Here is a 24692-nt window from a genome sequence, read left to right on the forward strand (position 1 = left end):
GACTTTTAAGTCTGTTGATTGTATTATTAATTAAAAATTATGACTCAGATAACAGAATATTGGACCCAATTTGTCAATACGGTAAAAGATGATTCTCTATCGAACCTGGAGCTGTCGGGCTCGTTCCATTTTGGTGGAATAGAGGATGCTACTTCTATTGCAGCTTTGGTTGTTGATGGAGTGAAAACGGCGACCGGATCACTGCTGTGGGTATTTGAAGCAGAAAATAATTCTGTGCCTTCCGTAGGAGAATATAATATTATCACAGATTCAGAAAATAAGCCGGTTTGCGTGATTCAAACCATATCGCTATCTGTTGTTCCCTTTGATGAAGTGGATGCTCAGTTTGCATTTGATTGTGGAGAAGGAGATCGTACGTTAGAGAGCTGGCGGGAAATGTATTGGGAGTATATCGAGTCAGAATGTCAACGTATTGAAAAAACACCCGATATGAAGACACCATTGGTTTGTGAATATTTTAAGGTAGTGTATAAAAAGCCTTTAGATAAAAAGTAAATAAACAGAACAGCTCTTGGAAATTTCCAAGAGCTGTTTTTAGCAGATGTAAATTGCTACTGCCAATAATGTTATTCTTTATTGTATCATCACTTTGTGGGTAGTATTTCCTATTTTCAAAAGGTAGATTCCTTTTGGATAATTAGCGATATTAAATTGTGCCTTTGCTGATTTTGTTTGAACAGATTGCCCTGTTATGTATGTACCCTGAACATTATAGATTTCAATATTTTGTTTTATTCCTTCAGGATTAGGGATTTCAACATTCAGGAGAGTGGAGGCAGGATTAGGATAGATCTTAACGTCTAATCCATCAGAAGCTGCTACATTAGAGCTTTTTCCTGTAGAGGATGATAATCGTGTAAATTGTATCCTTTGATTGGCATTGCCGTGATAGTCATATAAACCCACATTGGCTCCATTTCCTGTTCCATAAGCATCCATGGCTCTGGAACTTCGGGAGTCGATAACTTTATATGTATTTCCGCTGAGGTTGGTGATTTTCCATCGCTGATTAGTCCCTCCGTGATAAACGTATAGACCTATATTGCTTCCATTATTTTGACCAAAGGCGTCGGCAGATTTTCCACTGGATACATTGATGATTTTATATTCGCCATTGCCCAGACTGCTGACCTGCCATTGTTGATTAGAGTTGCCATTATAATCAGATAGATTAATATTATCTCCATTGTTACTCCCTGCCGCATTAAGTGTCCGGCTGCTGTTTTCAAATGTAATCTTGTAAATACCATCAGAAAGTATATTGGAGTTTTGGCTGATGGTTGTGGATTGTGAGCTTGTTCTGCCTAATATGTCTTCCAAAACTACTTCTACGGTATCGCCTACGGCTCCGGATATGGTGGCTGAACGAGTTTCCGGTTCTATCGCGGAAGATACTGGCTGACCATTTAATTTTATGGTGTATCTGAATTGAGGAGTGGCAGAGTCCGGAACATTCCAGGATACTGACGAGGTAGATGATGAGGTTAAATTAAAGGTGATGACAGAGGTAGTAGGGGCAGGATTTGCAGTAGTACTGAATGTAATAGGAGGATTTCCTGAAAAGCTTGGGGTGGTACTTCCACCGCTTTGCATAAAGTAGACTCCGTTGTTGGCTCCTGCATCCACAGCATTGGTATAATTGGAAGATCTGCTTTCGTTATTACGATTGTATCTGCCTTGGGTCATAGGAAGCCAGCTGCCGTCTGTTTTCCGTTTAAAAGCATCTTTCATTTCGAATCTTCTGGTATTGGATCCTGTACTCAGCCAGTCCTCCAAAAAGGCATTTGTAGATCCGTTGAAAGTGACATTAGCTACCGGATAGTCCATGGTGACCATATGGTACCATTTATTTTGGGAGTCTCTTCTTACCCAGAATCCAAAATACGTGTGGTTGGCTACATCCCAGCGACGGGTAACTACGGTATTCCATTCATTAAGGTTCCAGCCGATAAGATTATTCATCGACTTTAAGCCGGTCCCTTCTCCTCCGAAGTTTTCTACTGTGGTACCCGGACCTATATAAGAAGCTTTGATGGCTTGCTTATTACTTGGATCCCATATTGAATAGATGAAAACCTTTCCTTTATCAGGAGAATCTTGGAATCCACAATAAGCGCCACCTTCCGCACCGGCATTCCATTGCATAGTACAGTAATAAGTGGCTTTTGTCGTAATGGTAGATCTTACGGTTTTCATAAGAATGTCACCACTTCCTGAGTCGTTAGCTCCCATATGTGATGAGGGGGCAGAGTTTTGAGAGAACATCAAGCTCATACTCAACAGCCCCATGAAAGATAAAATTTTTTCCATGATTAGTGATATTTTATTATTCAATTTTAAAATTACATTTTTTATTTTAAAACTTCATATATAGTATGAAATAAATATGCAAATCTTGTTTTTGTATTTAAAAATGATAATTAATAAGAATGGAATGTGTGTTTATGGTAAAATTGATTTGTTTTGGTGTTTATTTAGTAAAATATTATAATAAAATGTGTTATTGTATGATATAATTATTTGAAAATAAGAAATATTAAATACTTTGTTCGTGTCTCTAAGAACATAGGATATCAAAATAAAAGCAGCTCTCAAAAATCCTGAGAGCTGCTTTTTTAACAGATTAAATATCTAAAATTGTCATCAAAAATGACAAAAGTGATTTCTTCTTATAAGCCAATATTTTTAGATGGCTTCAATTGCTTTAAAATATTTTTTGGAATTGCATTCTTGTGAACCAGTATTGCTGTTGATTTATACTCAACATAAGGTCTTGTCACATAAATATATCCTTCAAAATCATTGGTTACTCCCCATGAGTTTTTAACCATATAATATTCTTTTCCACTTTGATCTTTTGCTAATCCTACGATATGCATTCCATGATCATCAGTTGTTGAAAGATTATTAAGCGCTTTCTGACGCATATCTTCTGTGATCGTTTTATCTTTTTTAGGCTCTGTAAACAGTTCTTTTTTAACTTCTGGAGTAATCTGATCCAAATCTACATCCGGAACATATGCCACTCCATTTTTGTAAGAGAAGTAAGGCTCAGATACATCCGTTGCCCAACCGATTGAATATCCTTTAGAAACTGCGTTGTCTACGATTGCCGTAATGTCTTTCATAGGAACATTCCAGTCAGAATCGTGGCTCCAGTTATCAGGAATAGGAACTACGAATTTTTGATAATACGGATAATCTTTATACGAGGATAATTCAACATAATCTTCCGGGTTGATTCCTACGACTTCATTGGCAAATGTTTTCGGAGTGTAAGATTTTCCATTATAGGTAAAGTTAGCAGGAACTTTTCCAAGGTATTCATCTAAAATAACATCAACAGAGGACATCCAGTTATCGGAAAGTTTCCCTTTGGAAGACGCTTGCACCAAACTGTCTAAAACAGGTTTGATTTTACCCTGCATCTCTTTAAAGTCATTCTTAGTTTGTCCGGCTTTTAGTCCTGTATACACTTCCTGTGGAACAGCACCGTATTTTTTATACATATTGATAACGTCATGTAATTCTCCGCCATCACCCCAGCTGATCGCTCCGTTATTTAAAACATATAACTTTGCTTTATCGTGGTAAGAATTTCTTGCCGTGAAAATTTCTGCCAGATCTACAGGCTTTTTACCCATACGCTGCATTTCTGACTCAAGGAAAGAGTTTCCTGAATAGCTCCAGCAGGTTCCTGAAGACCCCTGATTCTTTACTGAAGTTGCGCCAACATCCTTTAAAGTGGTAAATTTAAAATTAGCATTTTGTGATTGATTGTTTTTTAACTTGTTGATCAAGTCATCCTGTGCGAACATCATACTTCCTGCAGACAAAACAAAAAGTAATGAGGCAAATTTGTTATTTTTCATTACTGTAAATAAAGATTATTTTTTAATAGTCGGTAGTATAAGAGATTTGTTACAGAAGGAAAAGTTAAATTTAAAATGAAAATTTTATTGGATTAATTGCTGAAAGGTTGAAAAGAAGATTGGCTAAAAGGTAAAATGGCTGAAAAGCGGAAGGAAAATTAGCAAATCGTCGATTTTGCGATTCCGCCATTTAACAGTTTCACGATTTAACGATTTAGCGGTTTCACCATTCGTACCTTTATATAAGTCACCGATATAGCTGCTAAAATAAATAAAGCTCCTGCAGTCAGAATAGCATTTGAAGGGTTGTTTCCCAGGAAATTTTTAAAGATAAAGCCAAAGGAAACGGTTTGCATCAACATAGGAATAACAATCATCATATTGATTACTCCCATATATACTCCTCTTTTATCTGAAGGAATAGATGGGGAAACCATTGAATAGGGCAGTCCCATCATTGATGCCCAGCCAATTCCAAATAAAACCATTGGCAACAATATTAAAGTTTCACTTTTTATAAAAGGCAATGATAATAAGGATATTCCGGTAAAGAAAAGACAAACGGCATATACGTTTTTCGAAGAAAACTTCATGGCAAAAGGAATTAGGATGAGTGCTGATATCATGGTGATAAAATTGTAGAAACCATTCATAAGACCCGTTTGTCCCACTGCTGTTTCTACCAAATGAGCGATGTTCTTTGCCCATAATAAATCACTTTTCGATAGAATTGAACCACTTTTCGAGAGTTCAAGAATCCGGCTGGCTTTTTCTTCATCCTTCTCAGAAACCCCATAAAGGGTTTGTTTGATCATCGGTGTAACAAACTGCCAATAACAAAACAGCGCGTACCATTGAAAAAGATATACTAAGGCCAACTGCCAAAGTATTTTAGGCATATTCATTATAGCCGTAAAAATTTCAATAAATGGAGTGAATAGAGTACTGTGTTCTTTGTCTGCTTTCAATTTGGCAAGCTCTTCATCTGTAGGAGGGATTTCCGGGGTTTTGTATACTGACCAAACGACTGAAGCAATAGAGCAAAAAGAACCTAAAAAGAAGGAATAATACACCCAGACCGGAATTCCACCCGATTCGGAATCTCCGCCCAGATATTTTTGGAAAACGAAGAGAGATAGATTGGCTAAAGTGATTCCTGCCCCTACAAAAAGGCTTTGCATTTGAAATCCGAATGTTTGCTGTTCTTCGGGTAATTTATCCCCAATAAAAGCCCTGTAAGGTTCCATGGCCGTATTATTGGCTGCGTCCAGAATCCATAAAAGTCCGGCAGCCATCCATATCGTAGAGCTAAAAGGAAAAGCAAATAAAGCTAAACTGCAAAATAAGGCACCCAGCAGAAAAAAAGGTTTTCTGCGTCCCCATTTCGCACTCCAGGTTTTATCACTTATTGCACCGATTAGCGGTTGAATCAATAATCCGGTAACAGGTCCCGCCAGATTAAGAATAGGTAATTGCTCAGCATGGGCTCCAAGAAAAGAGTACAGGGGATTGACAGCAGTTTGCTGTAATCCAAAGCTGTACTGAATTCCGAAGAATCCGACATTCATATTCCATATCTGCCAAAAACTAAGTTTGGGAATCAATTTTTTCATCATTGTTTATGGCATTATGATTTGATAGTTTTTATCAAGTATTAAATTGGCTTTGTCCTTAAAATTACGGATAATCTGATGTTCAATACTAAGAACCTTTTCTATAAAATCACTTTGTTCGTCCCGGTTTCTTTTCATCCGGTTTTCGTAAGTATCTTTATAATTACGATCAATAAAGATACTAAAGTCAAAACCTTCAATATCCAGAATATAAGTTCCTTCGATAATCAGTACCTGAATGTCTTCCGTTTTTACAGTTTCTTTAGAAACAGAATTAGCCTGATAGTTAATCAGAGGTTTCTCGATAAAAGCTTTTCCAGCTTTAAATTCCTTCAAATTGTCTAGAATACTATTGAGTTGCACTTCATGAGTACCCACATTATCCAGACTTTTTTTACGGTTTTCATGATTATCTTTTGGAGGAAGTTTAAAATAATCATCCATTTGGAGCACCATAGCTGTAACCCCGTTTTGTTCCATTACTTTTTGGAGGGCGAAAGCTGTTATCGATTTGCCACTTCCGCTTTCCCCGCAAATTCCTATTGTCAGTTTGTTATTGCTAGCAAAAGGTAATTTTTGTTCGATAATGTGATACATACTTTCTGCCGTTAATAAATGCTTTTCCTGTAGCTCTATTACATCTCCGATCATCTCTTTATTCTGTTTTAATCAATAATTATTTAATAAGGTGGCCAGCTTGTTTAGATTTTACTATTGTGGGTAATTTCAATGTCAGGCTGAGCACAGATTGAATACCTGCGAACGAAGTTTACGAAGCCTGTTACACATTTTTGGAATAAAATCTAAACAAGCTCTAAATTGTCATAAGTAAGTATCCTGAGGCTGAAAAGCATAGTTGATCGGTACCCGAAGGTAATAATTGATCTGTTGAATAATACTCTTTGAAACTTGATCCTTTTTGCTCAAGAAGCTGTTCGTATTGTTTTAAAATTTTGAGTGGAACTTCATGAAAACCTCTCTCCTTTAAAGCCAGGCAGAGCCAGCCGAGATATATCGGCCATGACCCTCCATTATGAAAATGATAAGGTTTGTTTTTAAAATGATAGCTGTAGTTATTTTCCAATAATTTCCAATCAGGATCCGTAGGAAAGATCACAGGATAAAAAACCGGAAGCATCCAATGATGAAATTCTTTGTTTAGGTTTTCTAAAAAGATGATAAAGGCTTCCATATCCAGTTCAAAGCCTAAAAGAATGGCCAGTGCATTTCCTGCAAGATCAAAACGTTCATCATATCCATTGGGATTTAGAGATGCCCAGAAATAAGGTTTTTCAGATGCTTTATGATAAGCGGTTTCGTGGTATTTTGTTTCATGAATATTATTTTTTCTGAAATTATTTTCTATCAGCTTTTTAGTAGCTTTGGCCTGAGTAGCCAACTGGTTATCTTCATATACTTCTGCCGTATTCTTTAAGGCCCAATAGCGAAGAATATTGTCATAGAGCACATATCCTGACGTTATATATTCATCGGCCCAGTTTCCACCAAGTGGGCTATACAGCAATCCTCTCTGGTTAAATTCCCAGGTTTTGAGACATGAAAGAGCCTTATAAATTTTATCTTTTAATGCTTCTTTTAAAATGTCATTTTGTGAATATCGGAGATATTCGCAAGTGGCAATAACCCACCAGATTGTTGCATCCGTTCTTCCGGCATGCGTTCCATAGCTTGCTTTTTCGTCAAAGACATTCGATGGAATCTGCCCGTTTTCTGCCTGGTGTTTTGCTAATGTTATGATAGATTTTTCAAGACCGTTGATGATCATTTCATCTTTGATGAGTATACCGGTAATTCCGGTCATCATAGAATCTCTGGACCATATTCTGGCATAATTATCCCGTTGCTCCGATGAAGCTAAGATTCCTTGTTCCGTTATAGATTGATAAATTACATCTAAAGCTTTTTGTCTAAACATATTATTCTTAATTCTTATAAATTTGGAGTATCCTCAGTTAAATTAATTATTTTAAATATAACTCTAAACTCACCATTATCTCATGATACCTTTTTTACTATAACACTTTAATTCTAAGTCTGATATCTAACTTCTAACAATCTATTTAGAAATCAAACTTTATACTTGCTCCAAAAGTCCTTCCGGGCAGGGTTCTTGCTCTGATGATTCTGTTCGTTCCAGCCAATGTACCTTCTTCTGCTTCCGTAATCGCCAGGGCATTGAAAATATTATTAGCATTCACATTTAGAGTTAGATTTTTTAATACTTTATAAGAGATGTATGGATTGACGATAACATAACCCGGCATAACAAGTTTGTTGATATCCTGGGTATAGGCCTTTGTAGAACCCACCAAAAATAAACCTAAGCTGAGCTTTTCGATAATGACATTGGGGTTTACAGAGTACATCACTTTAGGGACTCTTCTCGGGGCATTTCCAATAATGGTTCTATCGATTGCATCTTTGATTTGTGCATGAGTATAGGTCATTCCGGCTTTGATATCAAAATTTTTATTGATTTTGTAGTACCCGTCAAGTTCTACTCCAAGTGATTGGTACCTGTTTTCAGTTCTTAGTTGTGTTGTGGCCTCGTAATTAGCTTCTACAGTTTTAGCATAGAAAAGAGTAGTATTTAGAAAGTAGTTGGATCCTCTTAGTTTATAACCGGCTTCAATCTGATTAAGCTTGTTTACTTTCACTGCATCCAAGGCAGGATCATTATTATTGGTGTAATTATATCCAGCAAATAAAATTCTGTCTGCCGAAGCACTGCCTCCCTGGCTAACTCTTGCAAAAACAGCATTATGAGAATTGATTGCATAATTGGCTCCGAAAGAGTAGCCGAAAATTTGATAGCGGTAATCTACAGGAACGGTGCCATCTACTACAGCTACTGAACGTTCAGGGGTTTCAATAGTTCCGTTTTGGTTGATATCGATTATACGGGTGGTATTTTGAGTGCCCGCAAAACTTCCCGATACTTTACCGAAATCATATCTCACTCCTAAATCCAGGGTAAGTTTTTCAATGGGATTAAGTTCAACCTGAACATGAGGAGCAACTACTGAGTATCGGGTATCGTAATTTCTGTTCAAACCGCCCCAATCCGGTACACCATAATGCAATAGTCCGTTGTCTGTGATTTTGTTCCCTGTTGCATCCATAACATCTACCAGTCTTGCATTTCTGTCAGATACTTCCATCAGATAAGTATTCCAGTTCCAAGAAAGATTGATGTTCTGAATGCTGTTATATACGCCTGTGTTGAGTTTTATTTTATCCCATTTCTTAGTAATGTTCAAATCATTGAAGAAGTTGTTGAGATTATTCAGTTTGGTATTAAATAATACAGTTTTCATATACTTTGCATTGTTGTCTACAGTTGTGTTAGTTCCTGCATACACAGCATTGTTGTATCCTGTAATCGACTCCAGAATTTCTGCTTTGCTTCCTACAGAAGCTGGAAATGGAGCTAAAAACTGTCCGTCATTAGCTGAATATCTTGCTTTTTCTTCCAGCTTCCAACCAGAGCCTAAATCATAATTAAATTCTAGGCCGACTGATTTAGAAACAGAATGCATACCATCACGAATATCACTTTTTAAGATTTGTCCATTTCCTCCAAAAGTCAGATCATTGGTCAAGTTGCGAGATTGTAAAGCTCCGGTTAAGATGTTGTAGCTGTTGAGGGACGTATAGTCAGGATTACGATCAGAGCCGGAAACGGCTATAGGCATAGGCATATAGGCTGCTGTTCGGTCGTCCAGATACTTCCCGTATATACGGATGCTTCCTTTCTCAAACTTTTTTAATAAAGAAAGGCGAAACTGTCCTCCGTTATTCGAAATATAGCCTGTTCTTCTCGGCCCGTCACCTCCTCTGTAAAATCCACCGACCCCTATGAAAAAATCCTTACCTAAAGAAGTTCCATAGTCTATATCTGTTCTAAAATTATTGTAATTGAGACCTACCTGCTGGGTAATGCTACCACCTTGTTTTTCTCCGGTTTTAGTAATAAAGTTGATAATACCTGCTGGTGAATTGGATGCAAAAACAGAAGCGGAACCCCCTCTTAACGCTTCAATTCTGGATACAAAAGTATCAAATCTCGTAAACTGATCCTGTGTACCGAAAGCAATATCTCCAAATTGCAATACCGGAAGGCCGTCTTCCTGTATCAATAAGTATCTTGAACCACCGGCAGAAACAGGGACACCTCGCACTGTGATATTAGAGTTTCCTTCACCACCCGAAGATTCTGCCCGTATACCCGGAATCGTTCTAAAGATTTCAGCGGTACTTCTTGGAGCCGCATTGATGATATCTGCAGGTTTTAAAGTGGAAATAGAGGTACTGGTTTTAATGGAAGCTTTCGGATTAGAATTACCGGTAATCACGACTTCATCTATCATTTTATCTCTCACAGCAAGAGAATCTGTAGTAGTTGCTTGTGAAAACATAAAAGCAGCGGTATTCATTGTTCCGAAAACCAGCAATTTCTTAATTACTTTGGATTCCATAATTTTTCAAGTTTTGTTTATGGTTTAAAAGTATTTTTTTTACACTTTAGAAATGTGAATTTGAACTTTGTATTAAGGTAATATGAATTTCAAACGATTGTGCAAACGGTTGCGGTTGGTAAGTTATTTTTATTTTAACTTTTAATTAACATTTTTACTCGTTTTATTTAACGTTTTTTGGCAAAAAAGGATGGGGTAAATATTCCTAATTTCTCCCAATAATCTAAGCCGACTGCCAAAATGAAAAGAACTACCATAAAAGACCTTGCAGAAATGCTTCATATAAGTACTTCCACTGTTTCCAGAGCTTTGAAAGACCATCCTGATATCAGTAACTCTGTAAAGCTCAAGGTAAGGGAGGCGGCAGAAACATTTAATTATGTTCCTAATGACTTTGCGATTAATTTCAGGAAGAAATCCTCTAAAGTGATCGGCCTTATTGTTCCATCCATATCCATGTTTTTTATTCCTTCTATTATCAAAGGAATTTCTTCGGTACTTAATAAAAAAGGATATCATTTCTTTATTTTATCTTCTGAAGATTCCTATGAGATTGAGCGGGAAAATATTCAAACCTGTATTAATTCCAGAGTAGATGGTATTCTTATTTCCTTAACCAAAGAGACCAAAGATTTTAAACATTTTGAGAAAATGAATGAGATGGAGGTTCCTGTTGTCATTTTTGATAAGATTATTCCTCAGGATCTTTATGATTCTGTCATTTTTGATAATGAAAAGAATGCAGAATTATCTGCAAAAAAACTGATTCAGCATGGGTGTAAAAAAATATTGGCCATTTTTGGAGATGAAAGCCTCGGAATCACACAGACCAGAAAAGAATCTTTTTTGAACACCTTACAAAGTATTCCTGAAATCCAGTGTAAAACAATATATTGTGAATCTCCTGAATCGGTAAAAGAAAAACTTGACATTATTTTGGAGTATGATCAGTTTGATGGCTTTTTCGCTATGAGTGACGAGACTCTGGCAGGGCTTCACAGTTCTTTGGTCAAAAAAAAATTGGATACAACCCATATCAAAGTTGTTGCGATAAGTGAAGGGACCTTGCCTAAATATCTTGATGAATCTTATGAATATCAGATTAATGACGGATGCGAAATGGGAATGATAGCAGCATCTGCACTGATTAGCAGAATTCAGAAGAAAGAAGAGGAGGATGTGATCCTTGTTCCGAAGACATTTTATATATAGAGTTCTTATAAAGGTAAAATCGCAAAATCGCAGATTTGTAAAGCCGTAGAAGGCTCAGTGTTGCCATTTCGACGAAGGAGAAATCTCTTACTCTTATGTGTACTTGTTATGCAGCATCTATCTAACTTCAATAACTTAAGTGTTCTTTGTCATTGACTACGTCTAATCTTTGATTTCAGAACACAGACGATAAGTCTGCGAACATAGTTCAAAAGCGAAGTGGAGGAATCTAACCATAGTTTTCCCTCCAGAGAAGCTAATCTAAAGGCAAAATCGCGGATTTGTAAAACCGTAGAAGGCTCAGTGTTGTCATTTCGACAAAGGAGAAATCTCTTACTCTTATGTGTAATTCTTCTACACCACGAATTGAACTTAAATAACTAAAGTGTTTAAAAACTTTTGTGACTTTTGTGGTTTAATTTTTTCACTACTGATTAGCACAGATGTTAACGCTATTTTTGTGCTTTTAAATCTAGTAGAGGGAATTTTTTTGAAATTTATTTTCAATAATTATTGAAAATTCAAAAACTATAATTATATTTGTAACAGAAATTCAAAGTCATACAAAATGAAACTTTCAGAAGCCAAAGAAAAATACATTCAAACCTGGGGAACATTTGCTACCAATTGGGGGATCAATCGTACCATGGCACAGGTGCATGCTTTGCTTTTGGCAAGTGGAAAACCTCTTTCTACTGATGAGGTAATGGAACAGCTGGAAATTTCCAGAGGAAATGCCAATATGAATTTACGTGCTTTAATGGATTGGGGTATTGTAAAGAAAGAATTTGTAAAAGGAGATCGAAAAGAATATTTCATTGCAGAGAAAGATGTATGGTTTCTTTTCAAACAGATTACAAAGGAACGCAGAAAAAGAGAGATTGAGCCTGTGATTTCTTTTTTGGAAGAATTGAAGGGTATTGAAGATAAAGATTCCGAAGAAGCAAAGGAGTTCATTAAATTAATGGATGACTTCAGTAGCGTAACCGGAAAAATTAATAATATTATGGATTTGGCGATAAAAAGTGATGATCACTGGCTCGTAGGAAAGATTACCAATTTATTAAAATAGAAAAATAGAATAGAAGAGGATGAAGATCCTTTTTTATTTCAAATAAACTTTCAAAAATTATTGAAAATATAATAAATATAAAATGTTCAATATTATTTCATATATATTATTTCTTTCTGTCAGTTCTTATATAACCATTGATGTTGGAAGACGATGCTTTGATTCAGGCAAAGTTTATCTAGAATATCTCATCAAGGACAAGAATTTTTGTTTAACGGTAAACAGAATACTTTTAGGGAGTTATTACCTGGTGAATCTTGGCTATATAGCAATAAGCTTGAGCCATTGGAGAAAGATTATAAGTTTAGAGGAAATAATAACCACTGTCTCTATCCGTATTGGATACATTATGTTGATTCTTTGCTTTTTACATTGTACCAATATTGCGATACTATATATTTTAAGAAAAAAAATAACATTAAATAAATTATCATGATTACAACTATTTTAACCCCAACCTACAATTTCTCAGCGTATATGATCTATCTGCCAATTGTAATTACATTAACCGTAGTCGTATCACAGTTTTTATTCAAAAATTCCAAAGCATTTATGATTGATATTTTTCACCAGAAGGAAGATATTGCCCTAGCTACAAATAGTCTTTTTAAAATTGGGTTTTATCTTTTAAATATCGGTTTTGCGCTTTGTATTATAGAGTTCTTTCAAATAGAAACGATCGAGAGATTAATTGTAAGCTTAAGCCGGAAAATAGGAGGTTTCTCTATTTATCTTGGTGTAATGATGCTTATAAACCTTTTGCTTTTTCTAAAAGGTAGAAAACACGCAATGAATAAAGAAAATATATTAAAAAATGAAAACGCAGATTTTTAAAATCTGGATGTATTTCACATTCAAATTCTCCAATAAAAGAACAAGGGGAGACTTTTTAAACCTTTGAACATAAGAATAATTATTCGGATTGATAAAGAGTTGTTCAGACATTAGTATAAACACATATTTAAAAAATTAAAAATGTCTAGAATTTATTTAGAAACTATTATTGAGGCAGATATTCATACAGTTTTTGATCTGGCAAGAGATATTGATCTACATCAGAAATCAACATCTAAAACTAATGAAAAAGCTATTGAAGGACGTACACACGGACTCATTGAATTGAATGAAACGGTAACCTGGCGAGCCCAACATTTAGGAGTTTATCAAACCCATACTTCAAAGATTGTTAGCATGGAAAAACCTTATCAATTCACAGATGTGATGTTGAAAGGAACTTTTAAATTCTTTGGACACCAGCACATTTTTGAGGAGAAAGGAAAAAACACGGTCATGATTGATATCCTCGAATTTGAATCTCCATTGGGAATTATAGGAAAACTTTTCAATAAAGTTTTCCTTAAAAATTATCTTAAAGATTTCTTATTGGAAAGAAATGCAATCATCAAAAAAATAGCTGAATTATGAATTTTTCAATAAGTAAGCTAATATCAGTATTTTTCCTAAACCCTAAACCCTAAACCCTAAACCCTAAACCCTAAACTATGAAAATAATTATTGCCGGCGGTACCGGATTTCTAGGTGAAAACTTAGAAAGCTACTTCGAAAAAAAAGGAGATCAGGTCTATATTTTAACCCGAAATCCAAAACGTAAAAATGAAATATATTGGGATGCCCAAACATTAGGTGAATGGAAAAATCATCTTGAGGGTTCAGATGTTATCATCAATCTTACTGGAAAATCTGTAGACTGCAGGTATCATGATAAAAATAAACAGGAGATATTTTCCTCAAAAATTGATAGCACAAAAATTCTCCAGAAAGCAATAGATGGGCTGGTGAACGCTCCTAAGGTTTGGCTGAATGCAAGCTCAGCGACTATTTATGTTCATTCTGAAAAACATTTGAATACAGAAGAAAACGGAATTATAGGAGATGATTTTTCAATGAATATCTGTAAAAGCTGGGAAAAAGAATTTTTCAAAGTTAACAATGAACAGATAAGAAAAGTAGCATTGCGGACATCAATTGTTCTTGGCAAAAACGGAGGTGCTTTTCCTAAGCTTTATCAGGTGACAAAATTAGGATTAGGTGGAAAGCAGGGGAAAGGAGATCAGAAGGTAAGCTGGATCCACATTCATGATTTCTGTCGTGCCGTTGAATGGATTATTGAAAATGAAAATATTTCCGGAGCTATAAACGTAACAGCCCCGAACCCTCTATCTAATGAGGAATTAATGAAAAAATTAAGGAAGAGTTTGAAAGTTCCTTTTGGAATGGAAGCACAGGTCTGGCAGCTGGAAATTGCCTCTATTTTCCTAAGGACAGAGACTGAGCTATTATTGAAAAGCCGGAATGTTTATCCTGGAAAATTAATGGAAGAAGGTTTTGATTTCTCATATCCGGATATTGATATTGCATTTCAGAATTTGCTTTGAAAGGTTTAATTTTTTTTGAAAGTTCCCGATAGAATTGACAATGAAGGTAAAATCGCAAAATCGCTGATTTGCAAAACTGCTAATTCAGCCTATGTTTGTCATTTCGACGAAGGAGAAATCTCTTAGTATTTTAGTAATGGTTTAATTTTCCCACGGATTACACAGATTTTCACAGATGTGGATGCTTATTTTTTTCTCGCAGATTGCGCTGATTTCGCAGATCTTATAAAAATCTTTGATTTTTAAGAAGCTTATGTGTACTTGTTATACAGTATGAATTGAACTTAAATAACTAAAGTGTTTAAAAACTTTTGTGTCTTTTGTGGTTTAATTTTCCCACGGATTACACAGATTTTCACAGATGTGGATGCTTATTTTTTTCTCGCAGATTGCGCTGATTTCGCAAATCTTATAAAAATCTTTGATTTTTAAGAAGCTTATGTATACTTGTTATACAGTATGAATTGAACTTAAATAACTAAAGTGTTTAAAAACTTTTGTGTCTTTTGTGGTTTAATTTTTTCACCCCAGATTCCTCAGATTAGCACAGATATTTATGCTATTTTTTTGTTCACAGATTGAGCCTATTTAAAATATTAAAAATTTAATTTCAAACTATTACATTAGCAAAAAGTATTTTTATGCTGACTTCACGAAAAACCAAAGTATTTTTTCTTGCTTCAATTTGTCTTTCTGCGGCTTCTTTTTCACAGGCTCATCAAGTATCAAAAGGATATGAAAAGCCTACTGATCCTTTAGTAGTACAGAATCTTGAAGAGTGGCAGGATTTGAAATTCGGACTTTTTATGCATTGGGGGACGTACAGCCAGTGGGGTATCGTGGAAAGCTGGAGCTTATGTCCTGAGGATGAATCCTGGACACAGCGTAAACCTGAGCATGGAAAATCATATGGTGAGTATGTGAAGAATTATGAAAACCTTCAGACTACATTCAATCCTACTGAGTTTAACCCTCAAAAGTGGGCTGATGCAGCTAAAAAAGCAGGGATGAAATACGTGGTTTTTACGACCAAGCATCATGATGGCTTTGCAATGTTTGATACCGGAGAGTCAGATTATAAAATTACATCATCGAAGACTCCTTTTTCTACAAATCCGAAAGCAAATATTACAAAGGAAGTTTTCAATACATTTAGAAAAGAAGGGTTTAAAATAGGGGCTTATTTTTCAAAACCGGATTGGCATTCTGATGATTATTGGTGGACTTACTTTCCGCCCAAAGACAGAAATGTCAACTATGATCCCAAAAAATATCCGGAGAGATGGGAACGCTTTAAAAAATTCACATTCAATCAGCTTAATGAAATTACTTCTCAATATGGTAAAATAGACATTCTCTGGCTTGATGGCGGATGGGTACGTCCTTTTCGAACGATAGATCCGAGTGTTGAATGGCAGAAAACAATTAAAACGGAACAAGATATCGATATGGATAAGATTGGAATGATGGCCCGTAAAAACCAACCGGGCATTATCATTGTCGATAGAACAGTTCCCGGAAAATGGGAAAATTATGTAACGCCTGAACAGGCTGTCCCGGAACATCCCCTTTCTATTCCATGGGAAAGTTGTATTACTATAGGAGATTCTTTTTCCTATGTACCTAATGACCATTACAAATCCTCTCAAAAAATTATAGAGACCTTAATAAAAATTATTTCACGAGGAGGAAATTACCTGATGAATATTGCTCCAGGACCTAATGGGGATTATGATCCGGTGGTCTATGAAAGGCTAAAAGAAATTTCGGAATGGATGGACAAAAATGGATCTGCAGTTTTTGCAACAAGGAGTATAACTCCTTATCATGAGGGGGACTTTTATTATACCGGAAGCAAAGATGGCAGAACAATCAATATTTTTCATATTCAGGAAAAAGCGAATTATTCTTCACCATCAGATCTTAGTTTTACAATTCCTGACAACTTTAAACCTTCATCGGTAAAGGTTTTAGGAATTTCGTCTAAGGTTCAATGGAAGAAAACAGGAAATACGATGCATGTACAGCTTCCGCAGGAACGAAGCAGGCTAAAATATTCTACCGTAATACAATTGAAACAGTAACGTTATCGGTTAAAAATAAGCTTTAAATGATTCAATCCTAAGATTTTGAAGGGAAGGTCCAAATTCAAAAACAATGACAAAAAAACTAAAATAATGTGGATTTCTTAAGCTTATGAAGTGATCTGGTTTTAAAGGATTTTTAATTTAAAGCAGATTTTATTGAAAGAAAATGCTTGTAATGGAGTCTTTTTTTGTTTAAAATTAATTGAATTTAGCTTTAATAATACATTGTCAGATGAATTTGGCGAAACGTGGAACATCCCATATTTTTTCCTTAAATTCGCATAAAAAATTTAAGCTAATGAATTACGATATTATTGTCATCGGGAGTGGTCCTGGTGGATATGTTACAGCAATTAGAGCAGCGCAATTGGGTTTCAAAACTGCAATTATCGAAAAAGAAAACTTAGGAGGAATTTGCCTTAACTGGGGATGTATTCCAACTAAAGCTTTATTGAAATCTGCTCAGGTTTTTAATTATATCAACCATGCTGAAGATTATGGTTTGAATAAAGTAGAAGCAAGTTTCGAGTTTCCAAACGTAATTCAGAGAAGCCGCGGAGTTGCTAACAAAATGAGCAAAGGAATTGAATTCCTGATGAAGAAGAATAAAATTGATGTTATTCTTGGGACGGCAAAAGTTTTAAAAGATAAAAAAGTTTCTGTTACAGATAAAGATGGTAAAACAACTGAGTATTCAGGAAATCATATTATCATCGCAACAGGAGCACGTTCAAGAGAATTGCCTAATTTACCTCAGGATGGTAAAAAGGTGATCGGATACAGACAGGCATTATCTCTTCCTGAGCAGCCGAAATCTATGATTGTAGTAGGTTCTGGTGCCATCGGGGTAGAGTTTGCAGATTTCTATAATACAATGGGAACAAAAGTAACTGTTGTTGAATTTATGCCGAATATTGTTCCTGTAGAGGATGAAGAAATTTCTAAGCACCTTGAAAAGTCTCTTAAGAAATCAGGGATCGAAATTATGACCAATGCTTCTGTAGAAAGCGTTGATACTAGTGGAGAAGGAGTAAAGGCTACTGTGAAAACAGCGAATGATACTATTACTTTGGAAGCTGATATTTTACTTTCAGCAGTAGGTATCGCTGCGAATATCGAAAACATTGGTTTAGAAGAAGTAGGAATCCAAACGGATAAAGGAAGAGTTTTAGTAAACGAATGGTATGAAACTTCAGTACCGGGTTACTATGCGATTGGAGATCTTATCCCGACTCAGGCTTTGGCTCACGTAGCTTCAGCTGAAGGAATTACTTGTGTAGAAAAAATCAAAGGATTACATGTTGAGAAAATCGACTATGGTAATATCCCTGGATGTACATACTGTCACCCTGAAGTTGCTTCAGTAGGTCTTACAGAAAAACAAGCAAAAGAAAAAGGATACGAAATCAAAGTAGGTAAATTCCCACTTTCAGCAAGTGGTAAAGCTACTGCAAACGGTAATACAGATGGTTTCATCAAGGTTATTTTCGATGCTAAATATGGAGAGTGGTTAGGATGTCATATGATTGGTGAAGGAGTAACAGATATGGTTGCTGAAGCTGTTGTAGCCAGAAAACTGGAAACTACAGGTCATGAGATCATTAAATCAATTCACCCGCACCCTACAGTTTCTGAAGCTATTATGGAAGCAGCAGCTGCCGCTTATGGGGAGGTGATCCACATTTAATTTATACAACAAATATTACTAAATATTAAAAAGCCTGGATTATATCTGGGCTTTTTTAGACCAATTCATTATGAAAACAAGATTCATTATACTATTTTCTTTATTCTCAATAGGTCTTTATTTTTCGCAGGAAAAAGAAGATAAACGATTTTTTCCGGTAGAATATATTTTAAAAAATTCTAATGATACTATCAAAGGAAAAATAAGAAACACAGGCTACTTCACAAACAAAAAATACTATTTTGCCACCATTATGTTTAAAATGAAAATGAGAAGTGGAAATGGTGAGGAAACCTGGGTACAGCCGAATGATGTAAAATATATTAAAATTACTGATGAAAATAACATCAAGCATGAATACTTTGCGTCTACGGAAAAATTGCCTAAGGATGAGGGGTTAATTGAAATTATGTATGAAGGAAAACATATAAACTGGTATAAGGGATACCGTAATCCGGTTCTTGGAACCCAACTTGAGATTCGGGGATATATTACGGATAAGGATAAAAATTTATTGTATTCAGGTTTTTTTTATGATTTCAAAGGGAAGTTCAAAAAAATGCTCAAAGATGATCTGGATTTGGAAGCTAAACTAAAAGCAGCAAAGACTGATGAAGAATATGTTGAGGTATTTCGATTGTATGATGCCAAGATTGACAAGCCTTAGTTGAAAAAATACGATAACCACAGACAAAATCTGTGGTTTTTTTATGGAATTTTATTAATTTCAGCAAAATTTATAATATGAAAAACAAATATATTGTAGTTGCTCTTTCTTTGGCTGGAATTTTTCTATCAGCACAGGAAAAAAGCGAATTTGTTAGTCCTAATGAAAATCTGGTTTCGGAAAATATTTTACCAATTCCGAAAAGCTTGAATCAGACGATAAAAAAGTATTCTGAGAGCCGAAATGCAGGATTAGCAGACATTCATCCTAACGGTCAGGAAATTATTGCGACGACACGTTTTGCATCTACTAATCAGCTTCATAAAATTTTAGCTCCTATGGGAAGCAGAAGGCAAATTACTTTTTTTGATGAGCCTGTGAATACGGCCAGCTATGAACCGGTAAAAGGAGAATACTTAATTTATTCAAAAGATATAGGTGGAAATGAGTTTGGACAGCTTTTTAAATTAGATTTGAAAACCCTGGAATCCAAACTTCTTACTGACGGTGGAAGATCTCAGAACGGTGGAATTAAATGGAAAAAAGATGGATCAGGATTCTACTTCAGCTCTACCAAGAGAAATGGGGGAGACCGCGATATTTATTATATGAACCCCATGAAACCGGAAGAGGCACAGCTGATTTTAGAAGTGAAAGGAGGCGGTTGGGGAATTAATGATATTTCCGACGATGGTAAAAAACTCCTGATAGGGGAATATGTTTCTGCCAACGATTCTTACCTGTATATTTACGATCTTGAAACTAAAAAATTAGAGCCTTTAACGGATAGAAAAGAAAAAGGAGTGGTACAATCCGGCGCTACTTTCGGAAAGAATCCCGATGAGATATGGTATGTAACAGATCGTAATAATGAATTTAACCGTCTGGCTGTACTTAATACCAAAACAAAAAAGACGAATTACCTAACCACTTCAATTCCATGGAATGTTGAAGATTATGAAGTTTCGAAAGATAAATCCAAAATAGTTTTTGTTACCAATGAAAGTGGGATCAACAAAATATATATACTGGAAACAAAGACCAATGCATTTACCCCCGTCAATAAAATTTCGTCTGGACTGATGGGAGGTGTCAAGTTCTCCAAAGATGGACAATCTATCTACTTTGCTCAATCTAAGGCAAATTCAGGATCGGATATTTACAAATTGAACCTCGCATCTCAAAATGTTGAGCGTTGGACAGAAAGCGAGCAGGGAGAAATGCAGCCTTCTGATATGTCAGTTCCGAAATTAATTGACTGGAAGAGTTTTGATGGAATGAAAATTACAGGGTTCTATTATCCAGCTTCATCAAAGTTTACAGGGAAAAGACCGGTTATCATATCTATTCACGGTGGGCCGGAAGGCCAGTCAATGGCTTCATCACTAGGATCAGGAAATTACTATACTAATGAAATGGGTGTGGCCATGATCTCCCCCAATGTAAGAGGGTCATCAGGATTCGGTAAAACGTTTATTGCTGCGGACAATTGGGAGTTAAGAATGAATTCCGTTAAAGATATTGGAGCATTGCTGGATTGGATCGCTAAGCAGCCTGAGCTCGATAAAGACAGGATTATGATTATGGGAGGAAGCTACGGTGGATTTATGACACTGGCTACTGCTTATGAATATGCTGATAAAATCAGATGTTCTGTTGATATTGTAGGAATTTCAGACTTTAATACATTCCTGAAAAATACAGAAGAATATCGAAGAGACTTGAGAAGGGTAGAGTACGGTGATGAAAGAATTCTGAAAATGGCCGAATTCTTCACTAAAATAGCGCCTTTAAATAATATTGATAAAATTAAAAAACCGATGTTTATCATTCAGGGGGCTAATGATCCACGGGTTCCTGTAACAGAAGCTGTACAAATGAAAGATAAATTGAAAGCACAAGGGAAAACGGTATGGTATCTGGAGGCTAAAAACGAAGGTCATGGTTTCCGTAAAAAAGAAAATATAGATTTCCAGCGTTTGGCCACGATAAGGTTTATGCAGGAGTATTTATTAAAATAATTTAAAATATTGATATTTAATAAAATTAATCGCATTTTCTCGCCCTGTTTTCTTAATTTTATTCTATGAATTTTGAGAAAGTAGGGCTTGTTTTATCAGGAGGTGGTACCAAAGGTATTGCCCATGCAGGAGTTTTAAAATTCTTGATTGAAAACAATATAGATGTTGATGTCCTATCATGCTGTAGTGCAGGTTCCATCGTAGGCTGCTTATATGCGGTAGGGAAGACACCGGAAGAAATTCTTGAGTTCTTTAACTCTGTTTATTTTTTCAATTGGAAACATTTTACATTCAATCAGCCGGGACTGGTTTCATCCGTAATTTTCAGGAATTATCTGAAGCCAATTTTTCAGGATATGAAATTAAAGGATCTGGATAAAGAAGTGAAGATAGTGGCGACTGAGCTTGTTTCCGGGACGGAAAAAATATTTGATGAAAATTTCAAAGTGGTAGATGCCATCATTGCATCATGTTCTATTCCCGGGGTTACAACGCCTTATATTCTAGGAGAAGAAATGTATTGTGATGGAGGAGTACTGAACAATTTTCCTGCAGATGTCATAAGGGATGAATGTGATAAGCTAATCGGGATTTTTGTCTCTCCACCCCATGATATTGACATTAAAGATTTAAAAACAATTAAAGCCATTGTCTCACGTTCTTATGACCTTCTTTCTTACAGGGTTGAAAAAGTAAAATTCGAGCATTGTGATTGGTTTATTTCTTCACAGAGTTTATCCAGCTATGGAACTTTTGAAAGAAAAAAGGATCGGTTGGAAGAGATTTTCAACATCGGATACAAGGCTGCAAAAGAAAGTTTTTCCGAAAGTAGCTTTTATAAAGAGATTAAACAATTAGGTACATAAACAAAAAGCTCTCACTGTAACAAGTGAGAGCTTTTTATTTGGTGTCGGTTTTTAATAAGCGATGTTAGTTTTTATTTTACGCAAAAATTATCCACCCACTTTGTCATCCCGTAGGGATCTCAACAAGCACTATAAATATTTCAGAGATAGACCTTTCAACTGTTTAGATTCTTTCAGAAACTAAAAGTTCGACGAAGTCAATGACAAATACTGCGTAGAGACTTAATGAGCTGCTTTGTCCAGAAAAATGCGAACTTTTACTTATCCCATAAGTTTGAGACAAGCATTATAAAAGCTTCAGAGATGAAACCATTCAACCGGTTGGATTCTTTTAGAAACTAAAAGTTCGACGAAGTCAATGACAAATAATGCGTTGAAGCGTAATGGATTCTATGGGTTATTTTTTCGGACAGCAAGAAACGGGATATCCCAATACCATCATCCATCATCCAGCCTCCAGCTCCCATCTCTATAACCTTCACCTCTTCACAATCTGTCCGTCCTGTTCTACCACTGTATTTCCCTTTTCATCACTTACAACAAGGGTATAAGGTGCTTTATTGGCTGAATCGGTAAGGTAGTTTCTCCAAACCTGATAAGTGTAACCTTTATTGGTGAATGCGTAGTAATAATTACCACCCGTTCCATCAGGAATCAGTTCTCCGTCGCTGATGATCATATTGGGCTTTGAAGTAATTTTTGAATTGGCTCCCCAAGCCTGATAGAGATACTTGCCGTTGGGTTGCAGATCGATTCTTATTTTAAATTTTTTCGTTTTGATAATAACGGTCTTTGGTATTTTTTGAAAATAATCTGTACTGTTATGGAATGGTATAGTAGTATTTTCATTAAATCCATTGGCATTAACTGACCAGAATAGAGTGACAGATAATGCACCCACTAAAATTTTTTTAATCATGGTGATTTGTTTTTGAAGTTGGGTTACCTGAATCAAATATAGAGCCATTTATACTATCGTAATAAGCTGTACACGACTGATAAAAGCTTTCCTTGCGTAGAAAATTTTGGCTGAATTAATTGATGAATACGTCGGTAAACTTAAATTCCTGGCCATTAAACAAACCTTTGTCACTAAGCTTTAATTCCGGAATAACCAAAAGTGCCATAAATGATAAACTCATATACGGAGCTCTTAACTGGCTTCCCAATTCTTTGGCATATTGATCCAGTCTGGTATATGAAGCAGCTACCTCTTCTGCGGGAATGTTCGTCATAATTCCGGCAATAGGCAATTCAAGAACGAGTTCTTCAGTTGCTGTTGCTAATGAAATACCGCCTTTAGCTTTAATAATTGCGTTCACGGCTTTACACATATCATCGTCATTGGTTCCCACAACTACAATATTGTGACAGTCATGAGCCACGCAGGATGCTATAGCACCGGTTTTTAAACCTATATTTTTAATAAATGCTGTAGCAACCGGTGAATCCTCATAGCGGTTTACTACGGCAATTTTCAATATATCTTCCTCGATATTAGATTCTGCATAGCCATTAACTATTAAAGCATTACTATGGATTTCATTGGTAATTAACTGTCCGTCCAGGACTTCTATTACTCGGATTTTATCTCCTTTACTATTTATTTTAAAATCTGAAGGTTGCTTTAAGCTGCAATGGAAATTATTAACGATAGGAGCCTCAACCGATTGAATAAATGATTCACCGTTTTCAGCTACCAGTTCACCCTCAATATAGGTTTTTAAAACCGTAAAGCCTTTGAGATTGTCAATTTCAATAAAATCAGCCTGATCTCCTTCCTGTAGTAACCCAATTGGCAAATTATAATGCTTAATTACGTTGTAGGAAGCTGCACGGAGAACATCATATAAATCATATCCCAGTGCGAGCGCTCGTTTTACATGATCATCAATATGAGACTCTATCAAGTTATCGGGATGTTTATCATCACAGCAAAACATAATTTGATCAGGGAAGTCTTTTAACAAAGGAATCAGGGTATCAAAATTTTTGGCAGCGCTGCCTTCCCGAATGATTACTTTAACTCCATGCTGTAATTTTTCCAAAGCTTCCTGATAATCAAAACATTCATGATCAGTAGTGATACCGGCATTGAAATAATTTTTCATTTCTTCTCCCATCAACCCGGGAGCATGTCCGTCAATAGGTTTGTGATATTTTTGTGCAGATGCAAGCTTTTTCAGGACTTCCTCATCGTTATACAGAACTCCGGGGAAATTCATCATCTCTGCCAGATATAGAATTTCTTCCCTTGCTAGCAGCTCATCTATATGACTGGAATCGATCACGGCCCCTGCAGTCTCAAAGCTGGTTGCCGGGACGCACGAAGGAGCACCGAAATAAAAATGAAAAGGAACCTGTCGGGCATTATCAATCATATAATCTACTCCTGCGACACCTAATACATTAGCTATTTCGTGAGGGTCTGAAATAGTTCCTACCGTTCCGTGTTTTACAGCAATACGTGCAAATTCAGAAGGAATCAGCATGCTGCTTTCAATATGGACATGAGCATCAATAAACCCGGGTAAAATATAGGTATTCAGGGATTCGCTGATCCTTTTTACAGAAATAATCTTATGATCTTTAATGATGATCTCAGCCGGATAAGTCTCTCTGGAAACAATATCTATTAAATTGGATTTGATGGTCAATGTCATGATGTTTTGTGATCTG

Annotated in this window: 20 protein-coding genes; 11 read left to right on the forward strand and 9 right to left on the reverse strand. The window is 35.8% G+C overall.

Going from position 1 to position 24692, the window contains the following annotated elements:
* Positions 1-39: 39 nt before the first annotated feature.
* Positions 40-516 carry an ASCH domain-containing protein gene (locus CJF12_RS01330; protein ID WP_034686257.1) on the forward strand — a complete coding sequence of 159 codons (477 nt, stop codon included), beginning with the start codon at positions 40-42 and terminating at the stop codon, positions 514-516.
* 78 nt (positions 517-594) lie between these two features.
* On the opposite strand, the gene CJF12_RS01335 is transcribed toward CJF12_RS01330, so the two are convergent.
* From CJF12_RS01335 to CJF12_RS01360, 6 genes are all read right to left on the reverse strand, one after another.
* The gene (locus CJF12_RS01335) at positions 595-2331 is read right to left on the reverse strand and encodes a DUF3472 domain-containing protein (RefSeq protein ID WP_034686258.1); all 1737 of its coding nucleotides are present in this window, start codon (positions 2329-2331) and stop codon (positions 595-597) included.
* A gap of 359 nt (positions 2332-2690) precedes the next feature.
* Complete coding sequence (locus CJF12_RS01340; protein WP_034686260.1) at positions 2691-3893, reverse strand: C1 family peptidase; 1203 nt, start codon at positions 3891-3893, stop codon at positions 2691-2693.
* 206 nt (positions 3894-4099) lie between these two features.
* Entirely contained in the window at positions 4100-5506 is a 1407-nt protein-coding gene (locus CJF12_RS01345; RefSeq protein ID WP_034686287.1) for an MFS transporter, read from the reverse strand.
* Positions 5507-5512: 6 nt separating this feature from the next.
* The gene (locus CJF12_RS01350; RefSeq protein ID WP_034686262.1) at positions 5513-6157 is read right to left on the reverse strand and encodes a uridine kinase family protein; all 645 of its coding nucleotides are present in this window, start codon (positions 6155-6157) and stop codon (positions 5513-5515) included.
* A 163-nt stretch (positions 6158-6320) separates the two neighbouring features.
* Positions 6321-7442, reverse strand: coding sequence for a glycoside hydrolase 100 family protein (locus CJF12_RS01355; protein ID WP_034686263.1), 1122 nt, complete (start codon positions 7440-7442; stop codon positions 6321-6323).
* A 145-nt stretch (positions 7443-7587) separates the two neighbouring features.
* Positions 7588-10005 (reverse strand): TonB-dependent receptor domain-containing protein, encoded by a 2418-nt coding sequence (locus CJF12_RS01360; protein WP_051887349.1) that lies wholly within the window; start codon positions 10003-10005, stop codon positions 7588-7590.
* Between the two features lie 240 nt (positions 10006-10245).
* On the opposite strand from CJF12_RS01360, the gene CJF12_RS01365 reads away from it, so the two are divergent.
* The 10 genes from CJF12_RS01365 (at position 10246) to CJF12_RS01410 (ending at position 22013) form a co-directional block, all read left to right on the forward strand.
* A complete protein-coding gene (locus tag CJF12_RS01365; RefSeq protein ID WP_034686264.1) occupies positions 10246-11217 on the forward strand; it encodes a LacI family DNA-binding transcriptional regulator in 972 nt (323 codons plus the stop codon).
* Between the two features lie 568 nt (positions 11218-11785).
* The gene (locus CJF12_RS01370) at positions 11786-12289 is read left to right on the forward strand and encodes a GbsR/MarR family transcriptional regulator (RefSeq protein ID WP_034686266.1); all 504 of its coding nucleotides are present in this window, start codon (positions 11786-11788) and stop codon (positions 12287-12289) included.
* A 432-nt stretch (positions 12290-12721) separates the two neighbouring features.
* Positions 12722-13123, forward strand: coding sequence for a hypothetical protein (locus CJF12_RS01375; RefSeq protein ID WP_034686268.1), 402 nt, complete (start codon positions 12722-12724; stop codon positions 13121-13123).
* Between the two features lie 141 nt (positions 13124-13264).
* The gene (locus CJF12_RS01380) at positions 13265-13714 is read left to right on the forward strand and encodes an SRPBCC family protein (RefSeq protein WP_034686269.1); all 450 of its coding nucleotides are present in this window, start codon (positions 13265-13267) and stop codon (positions 13712-13714) included.
* Positions 13715-13791: 77 nt separating this feature from the next.
* On the forward strand, positions 13792-14685 hold the full coding sequence (locus tag CJF12_RS01385; RefSeq protein WP_034686270.1) for a TIGR01777 family oxidoreductase: 894 nt from the start codon (positions 13792-13794) through the stop codon (positions 14683-14685).
* A gap of 641 nt (positions 14686-15326) precedes the next feature.
* Positions 15327-16769 (forward strand): alpha-L-fucosidase, encoded by a 1443-nt coding sequence (locus CJF12_RS01390; RefSeq protein ID WP_034686271.1) that lies wholly within the window; start codon positions 15327-15329, stop codon positions 16767-16769.
* A gap of 301 nt (positions 16770-17070) precedes the next feature.
* Positions 17071-18459, forward strand: a complete 1389-nt coding sequence (gene lpdA / locus CJF12_RS01395; RefSeq protein ID WP_034686272.1) for a dihydrolipoyl dehydrogenase — start codon at positions 17071-17073, stop codon at positions 18457-18459.
* 70 nt (positions 18460-18529) lie between these two features.
* Positions 18530-19126 (forward strand): hypothetical protein, encoded by a 597-nt coding sequence (locus tag CJF12_RS01400; protein ID WP_034686273.1) that lies wholly within the window; start codon positions 18530-18532, stop codon positions 19124-19126.
* A gap of 77 nt (positions 19127-19203) precedes the next feature.
* The gene (locus CJF12_RS01405; RefSeq protein ID WP_051887350.1) at positions 19204-21147 is read left to right on the forward strand and encodes a S9 family peptidase; all 1944 of its coding nucleotides are present in this window, start codon (positions 19204-19206) and stop codon (positions 21145-21147) included.
* A gap of 65 nt (positions 21148-21212) precedes the next feature.
* Entirely contained in the window at positions 21213-22013 is an 801-nt protein-coding gene (locus CJF12_RS01410; protein WP_034686274.1) for a patatin-like phospholipase family protein, read from the forward strand.
* Positions 22014-22351: 338 nt separating this feature from the next.
* Here CJF12_RS01410 and CJF12_RS19810 read toward each other — a convergent pair whose 3' ends face one another.
* From CJF12_RS19810 to ade, 3 genes are all read right to left on the reverse strand, one after another.
* A complete protein-coding gene (locus CJF12_RS19810; RefSeq protein ID WP_157759829.1) occupies positions 22352-22495 on the reverse strand; it encodes a hypothetical protein in 144 nt (47 codons plus the stop codon).
* Complete coding sequence (locus CJF12_RS01415) at positions 22492-22932, reverse strand: hypothetical protein (RefSeq protein ID WP_131329563.1); 441 nt, start codon at positions 22930-22932, stop codon at positions 22492-22494. Before CJF12_RS01415 ends, CJF12_RS19810 begins: the two co-directional genes overlap by 4 nt.
* Positions 22933-23047: 115 nt before the next feature.
* Positions 23048-24670: an adenine deaminase gene (gene ade / locus CJF12_RS01420; protein WP_034686295.1), complete on the reverse strand. Its 1623-nt coding sequence runs from the start codon at positions 24668-24670 to the stop codon at positions 23048-23050.
* Between the last annotated feature and the right edge of the window lie 22 nt (positions 24671-24692).

The sequence above is a fragment of the Chryseobacterium piperi genome (assembly GCF_002285635.2).
Classification (GTDB): Bacteria; Bacteroidota; Bacteroidia; order Flavobacteriales; family Weeksellaceae; genus Chryseobacterium; species Chryseobacterium piperi.

Excerpts from the sequence above, each read along its gene's own strand:
- CJF12_RS01415 (WP_131329563.1), bottom strand. The coding sequence starts at position 22,932 with ATGATTAAAAAAATTTTAGTGGGTGCATTATCTGTCACTCTATTCTGG.
- CJF12_RS01380 (WP_034686269.1), top strand. The coding sequence starts at position 13,265 with ATGTCTAGAATTTATTTAGAAACTATTATTGAGGCAGATATTCATACA.
- CJF12_RS01405 (WP_051887350.1), top strand. The coding sequence starts at position 19,204 with ATGAAAAACAAATATATTGTAGTTGCTCTTTCTTTGGCTGGAATTTTT.
- CJF12_RS01365 (WP_034686264.1), top strand. The coding sequence starts at position 10,246 with ATGAAAAGAACTACCATAAAAGACCTTGCAGAAATGCTTCATATAAGT.
- CJF12_RS01355 (WP_034686263.1), bottom strand. The coding sequence starts at position 7,442 with ATGTTTAGACAAAAAGCTTTAGATGTAATTTATCAATCTATAACGGAA.
- lpdA (WP_034686272.1), top strand. The coding sequence starts at position 17,071 with ATGAATTACGATATTATTGTCATCGGGAGTGGTCCTGGTGGATATGTT.
- CJF12_RS01385 (WP_034686270.1), top strand. The coding sequence starts at position 13,792 with ATGAAAATAATTATTGCCGGCGGTACCGGATTTCTAGGTGAAAACTTA.
- CJF12_RS01390 (WP_034686271.1), top strand. The coding sequence starts at position 15,327 with ATGCTGACTTCACGAAAAACCAAAGTATTTTTTCTTGCTTCAATTTGT.
- CJF12_RS01345 (WP_034686287.1), bottom strand. The coding sequence starts at position 5,506 with ATGAAAAAATTGATTCCCAAACTTAGTTTTTGGCAGATATGGAATATG.
- CJF12_RS01410 (WP_034686274.1), top strand. The coding sequence starts at position 21,213 with ATGAATTTTGAGAAAGTAGGGCTTGTTTTATCAGGAGGTGGTACCAAA.
- CJF12_RS01370 (WP_034686266.1), top strand. The coding sequence starts at position 11,786 with ATGAAACTTTCAGAAGCCAAAGAAAAATACATTCAAACCTGGGGAACA.
- CJF12_RS01340 (WP_034686260.1), bottom strand. The coding sequence starts at position 3,893 with ATGAAAAATAACAAATTTGCCTCATTACTTTTTGTTTTGTCTGCAGGA.
- CJF12_RS01375 (WP_034686268.1), top strand. The coding sequence starts at position 12,722 with ATGATTACAACTATTTTAACCCCAACCTACAATTTCTCAGCGTATATG.
- CJF12_RS01335 (WP_034686258.1), bottom strand. The coding sequence starts at position 2,331 with ATGGAAAAAATTTTATCTTTCATGGGGCTGTTGAGTATGAGCTTGATG.
- CJF12_RS01400 (WP_034686273.1), top strand. The coding sequence starts at position 18,530 with ATGAAAACAAGATTCATTATACTATTTTCTTTATTCTCAATAGGTCTT.
- CJF12_RS01330 (WP_034686257.1), top strand. The coding sequence starts at position 40 with ATGACTCAGATAACAGAATATTGGACCCAATTTGTCAATACGGTAAAA.
- CJF12_RS01360 (WP_051887349.1), bottom strand. The coding sequence starts at position 10,005 with ATGGAATCCAAAGTAATTAAGAAATTGCTGGTTTTCGGAACAATGAAT.
- CJF12_RS01350 (WP_034686262.1), bottom strand. The coding sequence starts at position 6,157 with ATGATCGGAGATGTAATAGAGCTACAGGAAAAGCATTTATTAACGGCA.